General features: G+C 68.0%; 21 protein-coding genes and 1 pseudogene. 4 read left to right on the forward strand and 18 right to left on the reverse strand.

The genetic code is table 11. The features are described from left to right. The 4 genes and pseudogenes from ACFE77_RS13430 to ACFE77_RS13445 form a co-directional block, all read left to right on the forward strand. Positions 1-423 (forward strand): annotated as a pseudogene (locus ACFE77_RS13430) (argininosuccinate lyase); the annotation flags it as partial. Continuing rightward, the gene (locus tag ACFE77_RS13435; protein ID WP_375422154.1) at positions 424-657 is read left to right on the forward strand and encodes a hypothetical protein; all 234 of its coding nucleotides are present in this window, start codon (positions 424-426) and stop codon (positions 655-657) included. Continuing rightward, positions 657-1,919, forward strand: coding sequence for a diaminopimelate decarboxylase (gene lysA, locus ACFE77_RS13440; RefSeq protein WP_375422155.1), 1,263 nt, complete (start codon positions 657-659; stop codon positions 1,917-1,919). Before ACFE77_RS13435 ends, lysA begins: the two co-directional genes overlap by 1 nt. After that, complete coding sequence (locus ACFE77_RS13445; protein WP_375422156.1) at positions 1,916-2,662, forward strand: NAD(P)-dependent oxidoreductase; 747 nt, start codon at positions 1,916-1,918, stop codon at positions 2,660-2,662. The genes lysA and ACFE77_RS13445 overlap by 4 nt, the downstream gene beginning before the upstream one ends. Positions 2,663-2,797: 135 nt before the next feature. Here ACFE77_RS13445 and fliS read toward each other — a convergent pair whose 3' ends face one another. The 18 genes from fliS to ACFE77_RS13535 all read right to left on the reverse strand — a co-directional run bounded on the left by fliS (position 2,798) and on the right by ACFE77_RS13535 (position 18,247). Next, positions 2,798-3,196: a flagellar export chaperone FliS gene (gene fliS / locus ACFE77_RS13450; protein WP_375422157.1), complete on the reverse strand. Its 399-nt coding sequence runs from the start codon at positions 3,194-3,196 to the stop codon at positions 2,798-2,800. Continuing rightward, positions 3,196-4,695: a flagellar filament capping protein FliD gene (fliD, locus tag ACFE77_RS13455; RefSeq protein WP_375422158.1), complete on the reverse strand. Its 1,500-nt coding sequence runs from the start codon at positions 4,693-4,695 to the stop codon at positions 3,196-3,198. Before fliD ends, fliS begins: the two co-directional genes overlap by 1 nt. A 47-nt stretch (positions 4,696-4,742) precedes the next feature. Next, on the reverse strand, positions 4,743-5,876 hold the full coding sequence (locus tag ACFE77_RS13460; protein WP_375422159.1) for a flagellar biosynthesis protein FlhB: 1,134 nt from the start codon (positions 5,874-5,876) through the stop codon (positions 4,743-4,745). Beyond that, positions 5,876-6,649, reverse strand: coding sequence for a flagellar biosynthetic protein FliR (gene fliR / locus ACFE77_RS13465; protein WP_375422160.1), 774 nt, complete (start codon positions 6,647-6,649; stop codon positions 5,876-5,878). The genes ACFE77_RS13460 and fliR overlap by 1 nt, the downstream gene beginning before the upstream one ends. Positions 6,650-6,652: 3 nt before the next feature. Next, on the reverse strand, positions 6,653-6,922 hold the full coding sequence (gene fliQ / locus ACFE77_RS13470; protein ID WP_375422161.1) for a flagellar biosynthesis protein FliQ: 270 nt from the start codon (positions 6,920-6,922) through the stop codon (positions 6,653-6,655). A 10-nt stretch (positions 6,923-6,932) separates the two neighbouring features. Continuing rightward, on the reverse strand, positions 6,933-7,694 hold the full coding sequence (fliP, locus tag ACFE77_RS13475) for a flagellar type III secretion system pore protein FliP (RefSeq protein WP_375422173.1): 762 nt from the start codon (positions 7,692-7,694) through the stop codon (positions 6,933-6,935). 68 nt (positions 7,695-7,762) lie between these two features. Beyond that, on the reverse strand, positions 7,763-8,017 hold the full coding sequence (locus ACFE77_RS13480; RefSeq protein ID WP_375422162.1) for a flagellar biosynthetic protein FliO: 255 nt from the start codon (positions 8,015-8,017) through the stop codon (positions 7,763-7,765). A gap of 6 nt (positions 8,018-8,023) precedes the next feature. After that, entirely contained in the window at positions 8,024-8,326 is a 303-nt protein-coding gene (gene fliN, locus ACFE77_RS13485; RefSeq protein WP_375422163.1) for a flagellar motor switch protein FliN, read from the reverse strand. Then, entirely contained in the window at positions 8,323-9,198 is an 876-nt protein-coding gene (locus ACFE77_RS13490; RefSeq protein ID WP_375422174.1) for a flagellar motor switch protein FliM, read from the reverse strand. Before ACFE77_RS13490 ends, fliN begins: the two co-directional genes overlap by 4 nt. Before the next feature lie 78 nt (positions 9,199-9,276). Continuing rightward, positions 9,277-9,915 carry a flagellar basal body-associated protein FliL gene (fliL, locus tag ACFE77_RS13495; protein ID WP_375422164.1) on the reverse strand — a complete coding sequence of 213 codons (639 nt, stop codon included), beginning with the start codon at positions 9,913-9,915 and terminating at the stop codon, positions 9,277-9,279. Between the two features lie 11 nt (positions 9,916-9,926). Continuing rightward, positions 9,927-11,402: a flagellar hook-length control protein FliK gene (locus ACFE77_RS13500; protein WP_375422165.1), complete on the reverse strand. Its 1,476-nt coding sequence runs from the start codon at positions 11,400-11,402 to the stop codon at positions 9,927-9,929. Positions 11,403-11,437: 35 nt separating this feature from the next. Continuing rightward, positions 11,438-11,821, reverse strand: a complete 384-nt coding sequence (locus tag ACFE77_RS13505) for a hypothetical protein (protein ID WP_375422166.1) — start codon at positions 11,819-11,821, stop codon at positions 11,438-11,440. Between the two features lie 28 nt (positions 11,822-11,849). Further along, positions 11,850-13,178 (reverse strand): FliI/YscN family ATPase, encoded by a 1,329-nt coding sequence (locus tag ACFE77_RS13510; RefSeq protein ID WP_375422167.1) that lies wholly within the window; start codon positions 13,176-13,178, stop codon positions 11,850-11,852. Then, positions 13,172-13,873: a flagellar biosynthesis protein FliH gene (locus ACFE77_RS13515; protein WP_375422168.1), complete on the reverse strand. Its 702-nt coding sequence runs from the start codon at positions 13,871-13,873 to the stop codon at positions 13,172-13,174. The genes ACFE77_RS13510 and ACFE77_RS13515 overlap by 7 nt, the downstream gene beginning before the upstream one ends. Then, positions 13,866-14,873: a flagellar motor switch protein FliG gene (fliG, locus tag ACFE77_RS13520; RefSeq protein ID WP_375422169.1), complete on the reverse strand. Its 1,008-nt coding sequence runs from the start codon at positions 14,871-14,873 to the stop codon at positions 13,866-13,868. The genes ACFE77_RS13515 and fliG overlap by 8 nt, the downstream gene beginning before the upstream one ends. Then, complete coding sequence (gene fliF / locus ACFE77_RS13525; protein WP_375422170.1) at positions 14,870-16,537, reverse strand: flagellar basal-body MS-ring/collar protein FliF; 1,668 nt, start codon at positions 16,535-16,537, stop codon at positions 14,870-14,872. Before fliF ends, fliG begins: the two co-directional genes overlap by 4 nt. Positions 16,538-16,541: 4 nt before the next feature. Further along, positions 16,542-16,898, reverse strand: a complete 357-nt coding sequence (fliE, locus tag ACFE77_RS13530; RefSeq protein WP_375422171.1) for a flagellar hook-basal body complex protein FliE — start codon at positions 16,896-16,898, stop codon at positions 16,542-16,544. Beyond that, positions 16,895-18,247, reverse strand: a complete 1,353-nt coding sequence (locus tag ACFE77_RS13535; protein ID WP_375422172.1) for a sigma-54 interaction domain-containing protein — start codon at positions 18,245-18,247, stop codon at positions 16,895-16,897. The genes fliE and ACFE77_RS13535 overlap by 4 nt, the downstream gene beginning before the upstream one ends. Between the last annotated feature and the right edge of the window lie 222 nt (positions 18,248-18,469).

The raw sequence follows: 18,469 nt of genomic DNA on the forward strand, positions 1-18,469 counted from the left end.
TCGAAGGACATGCAGGACGACAAGCCGCCGGTGTTCGAGGCGCACGACCTGCTCGCGCTGTCGATCGCGGCGATGACCGGGATGGTCGAGAGCGCGACGTTTCGCGCCGATCGGATGCGCGCGGCGGCGGAAGCGGGCTTCTCGACTGCGACCGATCTGGCCGATTGGCTCGTGCGCGAGGCGGGGCTGCCGTTTCGCGAGGCGCATCACGTCACCGGGCGCACGGTGAAGCTGGCGGAGGAGCGCGGCGTCGCGCTCGATGCGCTGCCGCTCTCCGATCTGCAGGCGATCGATGCGCGGATCGACGCGCGGGTGTACGAGGTGCTGTCGGTGGATGCGTCGGTGGCGAGCCGGACCAGCTTCGGGGGCACCGCACCGGCCAACGTACGCGCCGCGATCGCCGCCGCGCGCGAGGAGAGTTAGATGAAGCGTGCCGTTCTCGTGCTGGCAGTGGGGCTTGCCGGCTGTGGCGCGGCCAAGCCGCTGCAACCGCCGCCGGGCACCGCCTTGCCGGTCGCGCCCTATGGCGCGCGCACGACGCCGACGCCGCCGCAGCTGCTCACCCCGACCACCCAGCAGCGCCCGCAACGCAGCGACGAACTGCTGACCGGCTCGGATCAGCGGCGCAGCGACGAATTCGATCTGCCGCCCAACTGATGGACCATTTTCTCTATCAGGGTGGCGTCCTCCACTGCGAGGACGTGTCGCTTGCGGCGATCGCCGAGGCGGTCGGCACGCCGGTCTATGTCTATTCGACCGCGACGCTGCGCCGTCACGCGCAGGCGTTTCGCGACGGGCTGGGCGGGATCGAGCGCAAGCATCTCGCCTATGCAATCAAGGCCAATCCCAACGTCGCGGTGCTCCGGGTACTCGCCGATGAAGGCTATGGCGCCGATGTGGTATCCGCAGGCGAGATGGCGCGCGCGCTCGCGGCGGGGATCCCGGCCGCGGACATCGTGTTTTCGGGCGTCGGCAAGACCCGCAAGGAATTGTCGCGGGCGCTCGATGCGGGGATCGGCCAGTTCAACCTCGAGCTCGAGGAGGAAGGCGAGGTGCTCGCCGCGCTGGCGCATGCCCGCGGCCTGCGCGCGCCCGCGGTGCTGCGGGTCAATCCCGATGTCGATGCCGGCACCCACGCCAAGATCTCGACCGGGCGCAAGGAGAACAAGTTCGGCATCCCGATCGACCAGGCGGTGGAGATGTACGCGCGGCTTGCCGAACTCGACGGGTTGAGCCTGCGCGGGATCGCGATCCATATCGGCAGCCAGCTGCTCGATCTCGCGCCGCTCGAGGCTGCATACGAGCGGATCGGCCGCCTGCTCGGCGATCTGCGGCGGTTCGGGCATTTCGTCAGCCGCATAGACCTCGGCGGGGGTATCGGCGTGCCATATCGCCGCTCGGAGACCGCCCCCGATCTCGCCGCCTATGGTGCGATGGTCGAGCGGGTGACCAGGGATTGGGACGTCGAGCTGATGTTCGAACCCGGGCGGGTCATCGCGGGTAACGCGGGCGTGCTGGTCACCGAAGTGGTCTGGGTGAAGCCCGGGCCGCTCAACCCGTATGTGATCGTCGACGCGGCGATGAACGACCTCGCTCGGCCGGCGCTCTACGATGCTTATCACGACTTCGTCGCGGTGCGACCGAACGGCGCGCGGATGACCGCGAACATAGCGGGGCCGGTATGTGAGACCGGGGACACCTTCGCGATGAACCGCGAGATCGACCAGGTGCATAGCGGCGACCTAGCGGTGTTTCGCACCGCCGGCGCCTATGGTGCGTCGATGGCGTCGACCTACAACAGCCGCGCGCTGGTGCCCGAGGTATTAGTCGACGGTGATCGCTTCGTTGTCGTCGCCGATCGGATCGAGCCCGAGACGATCCTCGCGGCCGAGCGCGTGCCCGACTGGCTAAAGCGGTGACGCTGCACAGCCTGCCGCTGTTCGTCAGGCTGAACGGACGACCCGTCATCCTCCTCGGCGAGGGCGAGCCCGCGGCCGCGAAGCGGCGGCTGCTGGAACGTGCCGGCGCGGTGTTGGTCGGCGAAGATGCGCAGGCGGCGTTGGCGGTGGTCGCGCTGGACGAACCCGAAGCGGCGGTGGCGCGGCTGCGCGCGCGTGGGGTGCTGGTCAACGCGGTCGATCGACCGGACCTGTGCGACTTTACGCTGCCGGCGATCGTCGATCGCGATCCGGTGATCCTCGCGATCGGCACCGGAGGCGTGTCGGCAGGCTTGGCAGCGGCGCTACGTCAGCGGCTTGAGGCGCTGATCCCGGGTACTCTCGGGTCGCTTGCCCAGTCGCTCTACGCGATCCGGCCGCAGCTTCGTCAACGCTTCCCTGACATGGGGGAGCGGCGGCGGGCGCTTGGGGCGGCGATGGCGGCCGGCGGTCCGCTCGATCCGCTTGGTGCGACGATGGGCGCGCAGGACTGGCTCGGTTCGGCGGGGAAGCCTGTATCGGGGCGGGTGCGGATCGTGCTGCGATCGGATGATCCGGACGAGTTGACGCTGCGCGAGGCGCGGGCGCTGGCCAACGCGGATTGCGTACTGCACGGCGCGGACGTGCCGGTCGCGGTGCTCGATCGCGCGCGGGCGGATGCGATGCGGTTGCCGCTCGGGAGTGAGGCGGCGGAGGGGTTGACGGTGGAGGTCGTGACGGCTTGACGTCATTTTCCTACTTACTTCCGTCATCCTCGCGAAAGCGGGGATCTATACTGGCTGACTTCCGTGAAGGTAGTGACGTTCGCCAGTCTGGATCCCCGCCTTCGCGGGGATGACGGAACTTAGGATGGCCGTAGCTTAGCTAGCCCGTGCGGTCTTCCAAGCTTGCGCAATCTCCGCGAGGCTCTGCGCGGCGTCGCGGAACGGCGCCGGATCGCTACCGATCGACGCGTCGACGATCTGGCGGCGGGTGCCCGCATAAAGCCGTGACAGCGCCTTCGACACGTCGCCGCCGCGGTCGAAGTCCAGCCCCGCCTCTAGCGCGAAGAGGATGGCGGTGGCGCGGGTGACCCGCTCGCTCTTGGTCGCGAACTGGTTGTTCTGGACCGCCCAGGCCGCCGCGCGCAATGCCGATACCAGTTCCTCGTAGAGCAGCTGGACGAGCGCAGGGCCATCGGCTTGCGCGGTGCGGCCGACCGCGTCGATCTGGCGATAGGTCGCATAGGGGTCGCGCAGCAGCGCGGTCGCATAGGCCATCAGCTGTCGCTCTTGTTCCAGGCGGCGATCTGGCCGGTGAGGAAGGTCTGGGTCGACTTATACGCGGCGACCTTCGAGCTCATGCTCGCGAACTGCTGGGTCAACCGGGTCTTCATCGCGGCCGATTGATCTTCGAGCTTGTCCTGCTGGTCCGCGAGGGTCCCCTTGGCCTTGGCGTAGCGGCTTTCCGATGCGCCGAGGCCGAAGATCACGCTGTTCGCGGCGGTCGCGACCTGGTTGACCGCGGCGGAGATCCCGTTGAGCCCGTTGGTCGAAAAGGCGAACAGCTGCTCGACCGCGTCGGGCGTGCCGACCAGCGCCTTGTTGAGCGCGGCGGTGTCGAGCTTCAGCGTGCCGTCGCGGTTGGTGCCGACCCCGATCGAGGCGAGGCTGGACGGCGTGCCGGCGGCGGCGCCGAACACCAAGGTCTTGCTGGTCAGGCCCTTCAGAGACCGCAACAGCGTCTGCGCCGCGGGGTCGCTGCGCAGCGCGCCGGTCTTGGCATCGGTCTGCGCGGTGACGACCGCGAACACCTGGTTGTAGGTGTCGACAAAATCGGTGACCGCCTGCGCCAGTGCGCCGCTGGGGGGCGTGCTCGACAGCGTCACCGGGGCAACGGCGGTGGCGTTGAGCTGGAGCTTCACGCCATCGACCAGATCGCTGATCGTGTTGCTGGCGCGTTCCACCGCGATACCGTCGACCGTGAGCTTCGCATTCTGCGCGACGGCGGTGATGCTGGTGTTGCCGCCCGCGGTTGGGCCGATCGCGAACTGCGCAAGTCCGCCGCCGGGATCGCTGGTCGCGGCAAAGGTAAACGCCTTCGCGTCACCCGTGGGGCCACGCAGCGACAGATAGGCACCACCATTGCCGTCCGCGACGACCGAGGCGACGACGCCTGTGCGCTTGGCGTTGATCGCGGCGGCAACCCCATCGAGGCTGGCATTGGTGACGTCGATGGTTACCGCGTTGTCCGCGCTGCCATTGCCGTCGAGATCGCCATTGAACCCGGTCATGCCGGTGCCGTCTGTCGAATAGGTCGCCTTGCCGAAGGTCAGCGTGAAGCTGCCGGAACCGATCGGCGCGGTACGGTCCGCGATCACCGCGTTGGTGCGCGCGGTCTGTGCGGTCGCGAGTTGCGACACGGTTATCGACGAGGATAGCCCGGCGAGCTTGGCACCGGGCAACGCACTGACGCCGATCGCGCCGCTGTTGGAGCTGAGCGGCTGGGTCGCGAGCGAGCCGCTCTTCACCAGCGTGTCGAGCGCGGTGTTGAAGCTGGTCATCGCGCTCTTCAGCGATGCGGCACCGGTGATCTGCGCGGTCAGCGCGTCGCTCTTGGTGGTGAGCTGCGCGGTGCGGTTGGCGAACTGCGCCTGGACCAGCGAGGTGACGAGCGATGCGGTATCGACGCCCGATCCGGTGCCGAGCGAGGTCAGCAGCGACTGGGTCGCCGACGTGACGACGTTGCTGGTCGTGTTCGTCGTGTTGGTCGTCGTCATGGCCGGATCTCCGCTTGTCATCAGGAACGGCTGCACGGCGAGAATATTTAGGAGATTTTGATGCCGTTCTCGTCGAATTTGGCGTCGGCGGGGACCGCGATGTCGGGCTGGGTGCCGCCGGCCGCGGTGTTGAGCCCGAACACGAAGGCGAGCACCGTCGCGATCGCGAGGTAGAGGTCGTCGCGGACCTCCTGGCCCTCGCGGCTGGTGTAGTAGACCGCGCGGGCGAGCATCGGATATTCGAGCATCGGCAGCGGCTCGGCACGCGCGGCGGCGAGTTCGCGGATCGCGAGCGCGGTGGCGCCGCGGCCCTTCGCCACGACCACCGGCACTTGGTCCCGGCCGCGATCATAGCGCAGCGCGACCGCGAAATGGGTCGGGTTGGTGAGCACGACATGCGCCTCGCCCACCGCCTGGCGGATGCTGCGGCTCGCCATCGCGCGCATCTTGGCGCGTTGCTGACCCTTTGCCTCGGGATTGCCGTCGGCTTCCTTGTGCTCGTCCTTCACCTCCTGCTTCGACATGCGCAGCTTGCGAAACAGCTGGAGGATCTGGATCGGAACGTCGAACCCGGCGATCGCGACGAGGCCGATCGCCATCGCCAGCATGATCCCGTTGAAGGTGCCGCCGAGCGCCGCGACCGCGGTGCCGAGGTTGGTCGAGGCGAGGCCCATCGTCATGCGGGTCGACGACCACAGCATATAGGCGCCGATCGCGCCGAGCAGCGTGATCTTGAGGATCGACTTGCCGAGTTCCATCCACCCCTGCGCGCCGAAGATCCGCTTCAGCCCCGCCGCGGGATCGATTCGGTTGGCCTTGGGCGCCATCAGGCTGCCCTTGAACCCGAAGCTGCCGAGGCCGGCCGACCCAAGCACCGTCGCCACGACGCTCACGGCGCCGAGGACCGCGAGCGAGGGGAACAGCTTCCACCCCGCCTCTGCCAGCGGGCGCCAGGGGGAGAAATCCTCGACATCGTGGACGTCGAACTGGAAGCTGGCGGCCATCAGCGCCTTGCACGCCGCGACCAATGACGGCCCCGACAGCATCAGCCACGCGACCCCGGCGAGCACCACCAACGCGGTCGAAAAATCCTTGGAGCGAAGCACATTGCCGTCGTCAGCGGCCTTTTGCTTGCGCTTGGCGGTTGGTGCCTCTGTCTTTTCGCCGAATTCGTCAGCCATCAGCCGATCACCAGCGAGCGCACCGCGCCGAGACTCTCGGTGACGATGACGAGCATGTAATCGCCCATTGCCGGGAAGCCGATCGCGAGCGCGACCACGCCGACCGCGAGGCTGGCGGGCAGGCCGATCGAGAAGAGGTTGAGCGCGGGTGCGGCGCGGCTCATCATGCCCACGACGAGGTTGAGGCAGAGCAGCAGGAAGCCGACCGGCAGCGCCAGCAACAGTCCCGCGAGGAAGGCATATCCGCCAAAGAACGCGATGTTCCTGAGCTGGCCGATGCCGAGCCACGCGGCGCCCGGCGGCATGGCGTCATAGCTTTCGACCAGTAGCTGGACGAGCACCAGATGGCCGTCGACGGAGAGGAACAACAGGGTCAGCATGATCGAGAAGAACTGGCCGAGCGCAGGGCTGGAGCGCCCGTTCTGCGGATCGATCGACGAGGCGAAGCCGATCCCCATCGATCCGCCGATCACTTCGGACGCGATCATCGGCGCGGCGAACGCGATCTGGAGAATGAAGCCGATCGCGAAACCCACCAGCGCCTCGGCCGCGAGCGACAGGAAGGTGGCGACCGCGAAGATCTGCGCGGGCGGGGTAACCGGGTGCGCGGCGAGCACGAGGATTCCGATCGCTCCCGACAGCGTGACGCGCACCGTCACCGGCACCGACACCGCGCCGAACACCGGAGCCGCGACGAACGCGGCGCCGATCCGCACCATCACGAACATCAACGCCCATAGCTGGGGCTCGATCGAGAGGCCGAAGCCCAGCATGGATTACTTCACCAGATCGGGGATGCGTTCGAACATGCCGATCGTGAAGTCGCTGAGCAGCCCCATGATCAGGCTGCCGAAGATCATGATCGATACCGCGACCACGATCAGCTTCGGGACGAACGACAATGTCTGTTCGTTGATCGAGGTCGCGGCCTGGATCATGCCCAGGATCAGCCCGGCGAGCAGCGCGGGGATCAGGATCGGCGCGCTGGCGAGCGCGAGCACCCACATCGTCTGATTGGCGATGGTCAGGAAATATTCGGCGTCCACGGGGAATCCTTCAGGTCGCGAAGCTGTTGGCGAGGCTGCCCATCGTCAGCGCCCAGCCATCGACGAGCACGAACAGCAGCAGCTTGAACGGCAGCGAGATGATCGTCGGCGACAGCATCATCATGCCGAGCGACATCAGCACCGTGGCGACGACCAGATCGATCACGATGAACGGCAGGAAGACGAGGAACCCGATCTGGAACGCGGTCTTCAGCTCCGACGTGACGAAGGCCGGCAGCAGGACTGCGAACGGGATGTCCTTGGCCGATTGATACGGCCCGGATTTCGCCAGCTCGGCGAACATCGTCAGGTCTTTCTTGCGGGTCTGCTTGGACATGAAGTCATGAAGCGGCGCGCCCGCGGCGGCGATCATCTGCGTGCCGGCTAGTTGCCCCGATGCATAGGGCTGGATCGCGGTCGCGTTCATCTGGCTGATGGTCGGCGCCATCACGAACAGCGACAGGAACAACGACAGCCCGATCAGCACCTGGTTGGGCGGGGTCTGCTGCAGACCGAGCGCTTGGCGGAGGATCGCGAGGACGATGATGATCCGGGTGAAGCTGGTCATCATCAGCAGGATGCCCGGCAGGATCGTCAGCAGCCCCATGATGATGAGGACTTGCAGCGACAGCGACAGCGGCGCCGACTGGCCGGTCTGCGCAGCCCCGCCCAGCTGGCCGAGCGCGCGGTCGACCGCATCGCCGACCCCGGGGACCGGCGCGGCGGGCGCGGCCTGGGCGAGAGCGGGCGCCGCGACGATCAGCGCGATCATCACCGCGAGCAGGACCCAGATCAGATTGGGCCCGCCGCGCTTGGTCGCAGGACGAGAGATCGCGATGCTCACTGGTCCACCTTGTCGAGCAGGTTGACGCCGCCACGCCCGACCGAGACGAGCAACCGTTTGCCTTCGAAATCGAGCACAGCGAGCCGCAGCCCGGGCGAGATCATCATCGTTTCCTTCACCGCGATCAGCCGCGTTGCGGGCTTGCCGGGCATGCGTGCTTCGAGCCGGCGCCACAGATAAAGGCACCCGATCATCAGGCCGCAGACCAGCGGCAGGAGGACGACGAGCTTGAGGATATAGGACCAGAGCATGACGGATCAGCCGCGCTTGTCGGGGTTGACGAGTTCGGTCATCCGCACGCCGAAGCGATCGCCCACCGTGACCACCTCGCCCCGGCCGATCAACGTACCGTTGACGAATACGTCGAGCAGCTCGTTGGCTTGGCGATCGAGCTCGATAACGCTGGACTCCCCAAGGGCGAGCAGTTCGCGGAGCGTCAGCTGGGTCGACCCGATCTCGACCGTCAGCTTGACGTCGACATCCTGCAGCAGCCGGAAATTGGCCGCGACCCCTGCGTCCCCGAAGGACGCGGACGGAAAGCCGCCGGTCATGTCGTTCATTGATCCTGTCCTTGGTCTTGATGCGCGATGGAGGTGAGGCGGACGGCCGCGAAGCCGTTGGAGATGCCGACGGTGCCGGTACCGAGCCGGTCGTTGCCGACCATCACCGGCACGTCGGCCGCGAAGCTGATCGGGATCACGTCGCCGGGCTTGAGGTCGATCAAGGTCTGGAGCGGCACCATCGGTTCGGCGAGCACCGAACGGACCGGGAATCGGACGTTCATGACCGAGCGGGTGAGGCCGGTCCGCCAGGCGGGATCGGCCTCGGCCTTGTCGAGCACCTTGCCGGTCAGCGTCGGCGCATGCGGCTTCAGCGCGGTAACCGGGTAGAGAAGATCGAGAAAGATCGGCTTGGCGCCGCCCGCAGCGATGCCGAAGCGGGTGACGACCATGGCGTCATCGGCATCGATGCTGAGCATCGACGCGTTGGTCTCGACGCGGGTCGGCGTGAAATCGATCCGCGTCAGCGGCTCCCACGCGGCGCGCAGCGGCGTCGCGATCATCGCACCGAGCCGAGCCATCATCGCTTCGGCGGCGGGCGAGAACTCGCTCGGCAGGACCGCGGGGGCAGCACCCGTGCCGCCAAAGAACTGGTCGAGCAGTTCGAGGACGAAGCGACCGTCGACCACGCACAGGGCGTGCGCGCCACCGGCGTGCGGCGGGTTCATGGCCATCGGCAGCCATGCGGTGAGGGCGTCGGCGCGTTCGGCGCGGTAATCGGCGAAACGCTGGACGACCAGCGGTTCGGCCCAGGCGCGGACCTCCTGGCGAAGCAAGGGTTCGAACACCCCGCGCAGCCCCCGCGCGAGCCGCGCCGAGAGATGCTGCAGGGTGTGCAGATCGCCGAACGGATTGAGCTTGGCGACGCCCAGGCCACTCGCGTGACTAGCCTAAACGCGATCCCGCTCGCGCCGTTCGTTTACCTTCGTTGCCTCGGCATTAACCATGCCTCACTGAACAACGAAATTGGTAAAGTAAACGTTACCGACGCCGCCAAAACCCTCTTTGTTCTTAAGCGTATCGTTGATTGCCTTAGCCAATCGGGCCTGGAGTTGGCGCTTGCCGTCCGAGGTGAAGACCTGATCCTCGGTGGTGTCGCCGAGCGTCATCAGGATCGCGGATCGGACCGCAATCTCGTTGGTCTTGATGTGCTCGATCACCGTGTCGTCATAGGGCGTCGACACCGCGACGCCGACCTGGACGAAGTGCACCGAATCGCGGAGGTTGGAAGTGAAATCCTTTTCCAGCGCGTAATAGTTGGACGCGTATTTGTCGCCGCCCTCGCCCGCGGGCGTGGCCTTGCCGCCATGGCTCGCTTCGGCTTCCTCGCCGCCGCCGTGATCGCCTTCGCCGCCCTCGCCCCCTTCGCCACCGCCATGCTTCTGCTCGCTCTTCGGGACCAGCTTGGGACCGGCGGGCTCATGCTCCTTGGCATCGTCGCCACCGCCGACCATTCCGGCCTTGGTCGCGTAGATACCCGCGCCGACCCCGCCGCCGATCAGCGCCAGGAACGCGACCGCCATCACGATCAACTTCATCTTGCCCTTCTTCTTAGGAGGGGCGGCGGCTTCGTCGGGCTTGTCACTCATCATCGGGTCCTTCAGGCGAGCCGGCCATCATCGGCGCGGTCTTGATCGTCATTGCTGGGGGTGGAACGGCGCGGCGCTGTCGGCAGCGCGGCGTCACGCTGCGGTTGACGCTGCTGCTGCGACTGTTGCGGCTGCTGCGAGGCCGAGCCGGCGGCGCCGGCGTCGACCACCGTCTGGCCGAGCCGCAGTCCGCGTTCTTCGGCGAGTGCGGCGAGGCGAGGCTGTGCGTCCTGAATCAGCGTCCGCGTCGTCGCCTGTTCGGCGGTGAACTGGACGTGCAGCGTATCGTGGTCACGCTTCACCGCGACGTCGATCATGCCGAGCGCATCCGGGATCAGGCGGATCCGGGTGTCGCCGGCGTCGGCATTGTCGCGAAGCGTTTCGATATGAGCGATCATCGCTTGCGGCCAGCGCTCCTGGCGCATGTCGAGCGTCGGCTGGGCCGCGGTCGCGACCGGCGGGGCGACCGGCGCGGCGAGCGGCGCGACCGAACCGAGCGACGCGAAGGGATCGACGGCCTCCTCGCCGCGCTCGTGCCTCGCCGCCGCGGATATCGCTGCCCCAAACACCTGCAGAGCGGGACCGACCACGATCGCCGGCGGCGGCGTGGGGGCGGCGGCGGTCGGCGGCGCGACAACGGGCGCCGGCGATTGCACAACGGCAACCGGCGGGGTGTCGATCGAAGGCAGTCGCGGCGGGGCCGTCAGGGGCGTCGAGATAGTTGGGGTTGTGGGAAGCGGCAATGCGACCTCCCCCCCTGGCATCTCAGGAACAGGCAGGGCCGGCGCGCTGGCGAGCGGCGTCACGACCGGCGCGGCGCCATCCCACCGGGTGTCGCGCAAGGTCTGCTGAATGGCGGCGGCAATGACGGGCCGTGCGGGCGGTCCCTGGCGCGCGACCGAGATCAGCGGCAGCGGTGACGTCTTGACCTTAGGGGCGAGGACCGCGGTCTGGATCGGCGATATCGTCGCGGCGAGCGGGGCCGTCGGCAGAGAGGCGGACAGATCGACCGGCGTCTCCGGTTCTTCGCTGTCGCTCGATTGTTCGGTCTTTTCCTTCGGTGGTAAGATCTTCGTCGCGACGACCGGTTGCTGGCGTGTGCCCAGCATCGGAACGGCCGCGAGCGACGGCACGATCTTGTCGGGGGTCGGCGGCGCCGGCTCCTCGACCGGTGGGGTCGCCATGAGCGGCGGCGCACCTTCGGCCATTATGATCGCGGGCATCACGTCGATCGGTGCGGCAGTGTCGCTTGGGGGGAGCATGGCTGGCTCGACCGGCAACCCGGTGCCGCTAGCGGCAACCGGCTGCCGCACCAACTGATCGAGCGGTGCGGCTTCGCCGACCATCGGCGGCGCGACGTTAACGGTGGCGCCGAGTAGCGCCTGGAAATCGAGGGCGGGCTCGCCAAGCGTGAGCAGCGACGCGGGCACCTTGCCGGGCGCGCCGGGGACCAGCGACATCGTGGTGGTTGAAGTGATCGTCGGCATCTTTTCTCGTCGCAAACAGGCTGGTTAATACCTGCTCAGCAAGGATCGTGCCGAATGCTCCTGGTGCTCGGTGTGGCCTCCAACGCACGGATCGCCTTCAGCACCGCATCGGTATTCGCCCGGGCGATCAGCTTCTCGATCGCGCTCTGGTCGCGTTTGGCGGCGCGGGTCGCCTCGGCCGCGCGCGCGACGAACTGCTCGGCGGCATCGACCCGCGCACGTGCCGCGGTTGCCGAATCGTGGAGGCGCTCACGAAAGTGGGCAGTGGCCGATAGGCTCGCGGCAGTTGCGGACACCGCAACCGGCGCCACCGCATCTGCGAGCGCGGTGATCCGTGACGCGAGCAGCGCTTCGCTGGCCGCTTTATCGTGGGCGCGCGCTTCGTCAGCGCGTGTCAGGTTCAATTGCAGCGTGCGCACACGGTGGAGCCGCGCAAGCTTCTTGGCGTCAGCCATCGCCGAACACGCCGGTCAGCTCCGCAATCGAATCCCCGAGCGGCACGTTGGCGTCCGCATCCTGGCGGATATATTCCATGATCGCGGGATGGCACGCAATCGCGGCGTCGATTCGCGGGTCGGCCCCTGGGCGATAGGCGCCCATCAGGACGAGATCGCGATTCTCCTCATAGGTGGCGAGGTGGCGGCGCAGCGATCTGGCGGCATGGACGTGCGCGGGCGCGGCGATGTCGGTCATCACGCGGCTGACCGACGGGCCGATGTCGATCGCGGGATAGACGCCGTGCTCGGCGAGGGCGCGGCTGAGCACGATGTGACCGTCGAGGATCGATCGCGCGGCGTCGACCACGGGATCGTTGCCGTCGTCGCCATCCGCCAGCACCGTGTAGATCGCGGTGATCGACCCGCCGGTGCGGACATCGACCCCGGCTCGCTCGATGAGGTTCGGCAGCATCGCGATCGCGCTCGGCGGATAGCCACGCGCTGACGCGGGCTCGCCGAGTGCCAACCCGATCTCACGGCCGGCATGCGCAACGCGCGTCAAGCTGTCCATGATCAGCAGGACCTTCTTGCCCTCCGCCCGAAAGCCCTCCGCGATCGCGGTGGCACGCAAGGCGCCGCGAATCCGCAACACCGGGGAGTGATTGGCGGGCACCGCGACCACCACCGATCGCTCACGGGCGGCGCCAGCGACCTTGGTCTCGAGGAAGTCGGCGACTTCGCGGCTCCGCTCGCCGATCAGGCCGATGACAATGACATCGGCCTTCGCGGCCCGTACGATCATCCCGAGCAGGACGGACTTGCCGACCCCGGAGCCGGCCATGATGCCGACCCGCTGCCCTTGGCCTACCGTCAACAACCCGTTGATCGCGCGCACGCCGACATCGAGCGGCTCGAGCACGCGGCCGCGATCGAGCGGCGATTGGAGCTTGCCCGCGAGTGGCCAGCGCCCGGCGCCGCGGATCGGCCCGAGACCGTCGATTGCCTTGCCAGCGCCGTCGACCACACGACCCAGCAGTGCATCGCCGACCTCCGCCTCGCCGGGCGCTCCGATCGGCCGGACCGGCGCCTGGGGCAACAGCGCTGCCGGTCCACCGAGGTTCATCATCAACGTGCGGCCGCCACGAAAGCCGATCACCTCGGCTTCGACGCCGGTGGCCGGATCGCCGACCTGGCAGACGGTGCCGACCGGCAGCGATAGGCCGACCGCTTCCATCAGCAGCCCGTCGTAGGAGGCAAGGCGACCCGACACGCGCGGGGCGGGCCGGAAATCGGACGCACCCAAGGTTTCGAGATAATCGGCGGTGAAGCGGTTCAGCACGCGGCCGGCACCGCGGCACGATCGAAGGCGCTGGCGAGCTGGTCGACCCACAGATCAGGGCCATCCTCGACGATGGTCGATGCGCTTTCGAGAACGAAACTGCCGCGCCCGACGCCCATGTCGCCTGCGGCGAACACGGTCTTGGGCAGCTTGCCTTCGACCAGTGGAACGTCTGCGGGATTGAGCCGCAGCAACGCCGATTCGGCAGAGTCGGCGAGCAACTCGGCGGCCAACTCGACCCGCTCGCCGAGCAGATCCGCGGAAACGCCGACCTCCCCCACCAGGCGCGTGACCAGGAACAACACGGTTTGCCTCAACTGCCGCGCGATCCGGTCGCGGTCGACTGCGCCCCCGGTTGCGAGCGCATCGCCCAAGGTCGAGAGCAGCCGCTCGTCGCGTGCTGCGCTCTCGCGGGCGGCGGCAGCGGCGGCGGCGAGGCCTTCTTCGTAACCGGCGGTGTGCGCGGTGCTGATCGGGTCGATGAACTGGCTCGGCTCGCCCGTAGGATCGAGCGGGTTCCAACCCGCGGTTGGGTTATGCCCGGCATCGGCGGGGCTGAAGTGGCGCGGCCGCGGCATCGCGGCGGCATCGCGCAGGTCGGCGGGCGCGAAGCCCATCGGCGGCGCGAACACCGCTTGCAGAATGTGCGCGGCGGCGTCGTGACGCGCGGCGAAACCGGCGTGGAAATCAGACATAATCGTCCTCGCCCCCGCCCATCATGATCGTGCCGTCCTTGGCGAGCCCGCGCGCGATCGCGATCATCGCCTTCTGCGCGTCGAGCACCTCGGCGAGCTTCATCGGCCCGCGTGCTTCCATCTCGTCGCGGATGCCGTCCGCAGCGCGCGCGGACATGCAGCCGAGGAAGCGATCGCGAACCGCCGCATCGACGCCCTTCAGCGCCTTGGTCAGGATATCGCCGTCGACGTTGCGGATCAGCGCGCCCAGATTCTTGTCGTCCATGTCGAGCAGGTTGTCGAAGACGAACATTGCCTCCTCGATGGCCTTGGCGACCTCGCGATCGATCTTGAACAATTTGGGCATGACGCGCTGCTCGGTCGCCTTGCGCGCGCCCGACAGGATCTTCGCGGCCTCGCGGGTGCCGCCGAGGGTCACGCCCTGGGACTGGGCGCCGCCGCCGGTGCGGTTCGCGAGCAGGGTCTTCAGCGTTTCGATCGCTTCGGGCGTGATCGGGCCGAGGCGGGCGATGCGGTGGAGGATGTCGGGTTGTGCCGCTTCGGGCAGCAGTTCGAGCACCTGGCCGCCGACGACCGGATCGAGATTGGCGATCAGCACTGCGGCGATCTGCGGATGTTCCTTTTCGATCATCTGCGCGATCTCGGTCGCGTCGAGCCAGTCGAGCAGCTCGAGCTCGCACGCGGCCTCGGGCGGCGTGATTCGCGCCAGCACGCTCTCCGCCTTGTCGGGACCCAGCGCGCGGTTCATCACAGCCTCGATCTGGGGGCGCGGATCGAAGCCGATCGCGGTCCGTTCGCGGGCATGGCCGACGAAATCGTCGAGCACGTCCTCGACTTCCTGCTCGCTGACGTCGGCGACGTTGAACATCGCCTTGCCGAGCTGCCGGACCTCTTCGGGTTCGAGCTTCTGAAGGATCGCGGCGGCTTCCTCCTCGCCGACCAGCATCATCAGCACCGCGGCGCGTTCGACGCCGGTATAGGTACGCAGTCCGGTGCTCACTTGGCGTCGGCCTTGATCATGTCGCGGACCGCAAGCGCGGCGCGGGTCGGGTTGTCGCGGGTGAAGCCACGGACCGCCCCGATCCGGTCGTCATAGCCGCGGGTCGATTCGAGCTGATCGAGGCTGACCGGCGCGGCACCTGGCGCCGCAGCGTCGAGCGCGCCGATCGGCGCACCGAGTGCAGGCCGCGGCGCATCGTCGCGCTTCTTCATCAGCGCCTTGGACAGCGGGCGGACGCCGAGCATCAGCACCAGCAGCGCGATCAGAATGGCGGTGACGTTGCGCGCGATGATCGGCAGCCAGGCATTGTCGTACCAGGCCGGGCCGTCGACCGCGGCGGCATCGGCGCCGGCGAATTTGCGGCTGATCACCGTGACATTGTCCTGACGCGTCTGGTCATAGCCGACCGCGCTCTTCACCAGATCGGTGATCTGGGTGATCTCCATCGCGGTACGACGGGTCTTGTCGGGATCGCGCAGCAGCACCGCGACCGACAGCCGCTTGATCGAGCCGGGTGCGTTGCGGGTGACCGAGACTTCCTTGCCAAGGTCATAGGCGCGCTGGAATGCGTCGGATTGCTTGGCGGCGTCGGGCGCGGGTCCACCGGCGACCGGCTGCGGGGTCGCCGATCCGCTGGCGCCATTGGCGGCCTGCGGAGTCGACAGCGTGCTCGCGGGCGGCGGCGTGTTCGACAGCGCGCCGGGAATGCCGCCGGGTGCGCCGCCGCCATCCTTCAGATTGCCGACCCAATTGCCGGTCTCGGCGCGCAGCGTGCCCGCCTTGTCGTAGCTTTCGCGGGTCGCCTGGGTCTCGTCGAGGTTGACGTCGGCCTGGACCTCGGCGGTGAAGTTGCCCGCTCCTACGAGAGGGGTCAGCAGCTGGACCAGTTGGGCGCGGTATTTGTCCTCGACGCGGCGCTGGATGTCGAGCCGCTGGTCACCCTGCGCGCCGGCGCCCTGCGCACCGCCGGGCTTGGACAGCAAGGCGCCGAGCTGATCGACGATCGTCACCGCCTCGGGCTTCATGCCGGGCACCGACGAGGCGACCAGATTGATGATCGAGGAAACCTGCGCGTCGCTCAGCGATCGGCCGCCCTGGAGCTTCAGGATCACCGACGCCGACGGGGCGGCATTGTCGCGCACGAACACCGAGCTTTCGGGCATGGCGAGGTGGACCCGTGCCTCGGCGACCGCGTCGATCTCCTCGATCGATTTCGCGAGTTCGCTCTCACGAGCCTGGCGCAGGCGTTCGCCTTCGACGGCGCGGCTGACGCCCATCGGCAGCTGATCGAGGATCGCATAGCCGCCTGGTGCGGCCTTCGGCAGTCCCTGTCCGGCGAGCAGCATCCGCGCGCGGCTGAAATCCTCTTCGCCGACGGTCAGCGCACCGGTGCCGTCGTCGATATGGCTCTTGAAGTTCGCCTGATCGAGCGCGGCGGTGACCGCAGCCTTGTCCGAGTCGGGCAGCCCGGTGAACAACGTCTTCTGGGTCGGCGTCGACAGCGCCATCCACGCGAGCGCGGCGGCACCGATCAGCGCGATCATCAGCGCCATGGGCAGCGAACGGCGCACCGCGGGCTGCGCGAGCACGCTGCGGATCTGGAGCAGCGGGTTGGCGAACCGTTCGGGCGCGCCCATCGTGGTGGGGATCAGGGCTGTGCTCATGATATTATACCGGCATGCTCATGATGTCCTTATAGGCGGACAACAATTTGTTGCGGACCTGCAGCGTGGCTTCGAAGCCGACGCTGGCCTGCTGACGCGCGAGCATCACCTTGGCGATGTCGATCGTCTCGCCGCGCTCATAGCTTTCGCTGAGCTTGGCGGCCTGGTTCTGACCCTCGTTGACCTGCTTCAGCGCGCTGTCGAGCGTGTCGGCGAAGCTGCTCGGCTTGGCTACTTGGGTCGCGGCGGTCGGGTCGACCGTGCCCGCGCGGGCGAGCGCCTGGTTGCGTTCGAGGATCTGCGCGCGGAGCTGCATGACCCGGTCGACGCTCATCGCGCCGCCTACTGCCGAGACGCTCATGCCGATGCCCTCATGTCATGCGCGCGGGCGTCATGCTGGCGCGCAATGTCGTCGCCCTGTTCGCGCGCCTTGGCGAGGCGATAGCGCAGCGTGCGTTCGGAGATGCCGAGCCGGCGCGCGGTCTCGATCCGGCTGCCGCCGCACGCCTGCAGCGTTTCGCGGATCGCGGCGAATTCGCTCATCTGGACGATGTTGCCGAGCGTCGCGGGCTCGCTGGTGACCGGAGCCGACGGTGCGGCCATCGGCGGAGCCATGGGTGGAGGCGCGTGGATCGGGATGGGCTGTGCGGAGCGCTGGAAGGTGAAGGTCACCGGACGATCGAAGACGATGTCGCCCTCCTCGATGGTGTCGCCGGTCGCGAACAGCAGCGCGCGCTGGACGACGTTTTCGAGCTCGCGGACATTGCCGGGCCAGTCGTGCCGCATCAGCGCGTCGATCGCCTGCGTGGTCGGCCACGGCACCACCGCGCGGTTGCCGGCGTGGCGCAGGATCATCGTCGCGGTCAGCGCGGGAATGTCCTGCGGGCGCTCGGCGAGCGGCTTGGTGGTCAGCGGGAAAACCGAGAGGCGGTAATAGAGATCGGCGCGGAAGCGGCCCGCGGCGACTTCGCCCTGGAGGTCCCGGTTGGCGCAGGCGATGACGCGGACGTCGATCGGCTGCGGGGTCGACGCGCCGATCGGCACCACCTCGCGCTCCTGCAACACGCGGAGCAGCTTGGCCTGCAACTGGATCGGCATCTCGGCAATTTCGTCGAGCAGGATGGTGCCGCCATTGGCAGCGCGGAAAAAGCCCTCGCCGCCCGACGACGCGCCGGTGAACGCGCCCTTCTGATGGCCGAACAGCAGGGCCTCCAGCATCGTTTCGGGCAGCGCGGCGCAGTTGATCGCGATGAACGGGCCGTCCTTGCGCGGCGATCCGTTGTGGATCGCGCGGGCCAGCACTTCCTTGCCGGTGCCGGTGGGGCCGTTGATCAGCACGGTGATGTCGGCTTGCGCCACTCGCTCGGCGAGGGCGAGCAAGGCGAGGCTCTCGGGGTCCGCGGCGGTCGGCGTGTCGGGACCCGCGACGAGGGCGCGGGCGAAGCCGTAGCCGATCGCGGCGTCGGCAGCAGCGAATGCGATCCGCGCCGGGTTGCCGCCCTGCGACGGGATCACGTGGCGACCGTCTTCACCGATCACGACGGTGCGCGCCGGTGCGGTCACCGCCTCGCCATCGGCGACCAGGAACAGGTCGCGCGGCCCCGCCGGGGTGGTCTCGAACGAGCCGACGCCGAACCCCTGCGCCCGAAGGCTGGAGATCAGGGCGTAGCGGCGGGCGGTAACGGCAGCAGTCGGAAAGATGGTACGCATGGTGTTCCCCCAAGAACAGCCCGGGGAATGCGGCCATGGTGGTAAATCTCTGGTTAAAGCGCTTGCCGGGGCGGCAAATAATTTCCGGGCGCACATACGGGCGGGCGCGCCGCCGCCTATGCGCGCGCGCGAAGCTCGCGAAATTTCCGCTAAAGCCCGCCGCGACGCTGCCGTTCTAGCATTTGGTTGCTTGGTCCTTCCGCTCTGGGGGCGGCGGGGAGC

The sequence above is a fragment of the uncultured Sphingomonas sp. genome, assembly GCF_964243315.1.
Taxonomy (GTDB): domain Bacteria; phylum Pseudomonadota; class Alphaproteobacteria; order Sphingomonadales; family Sphingomonadaceae; genus Sphingomonas.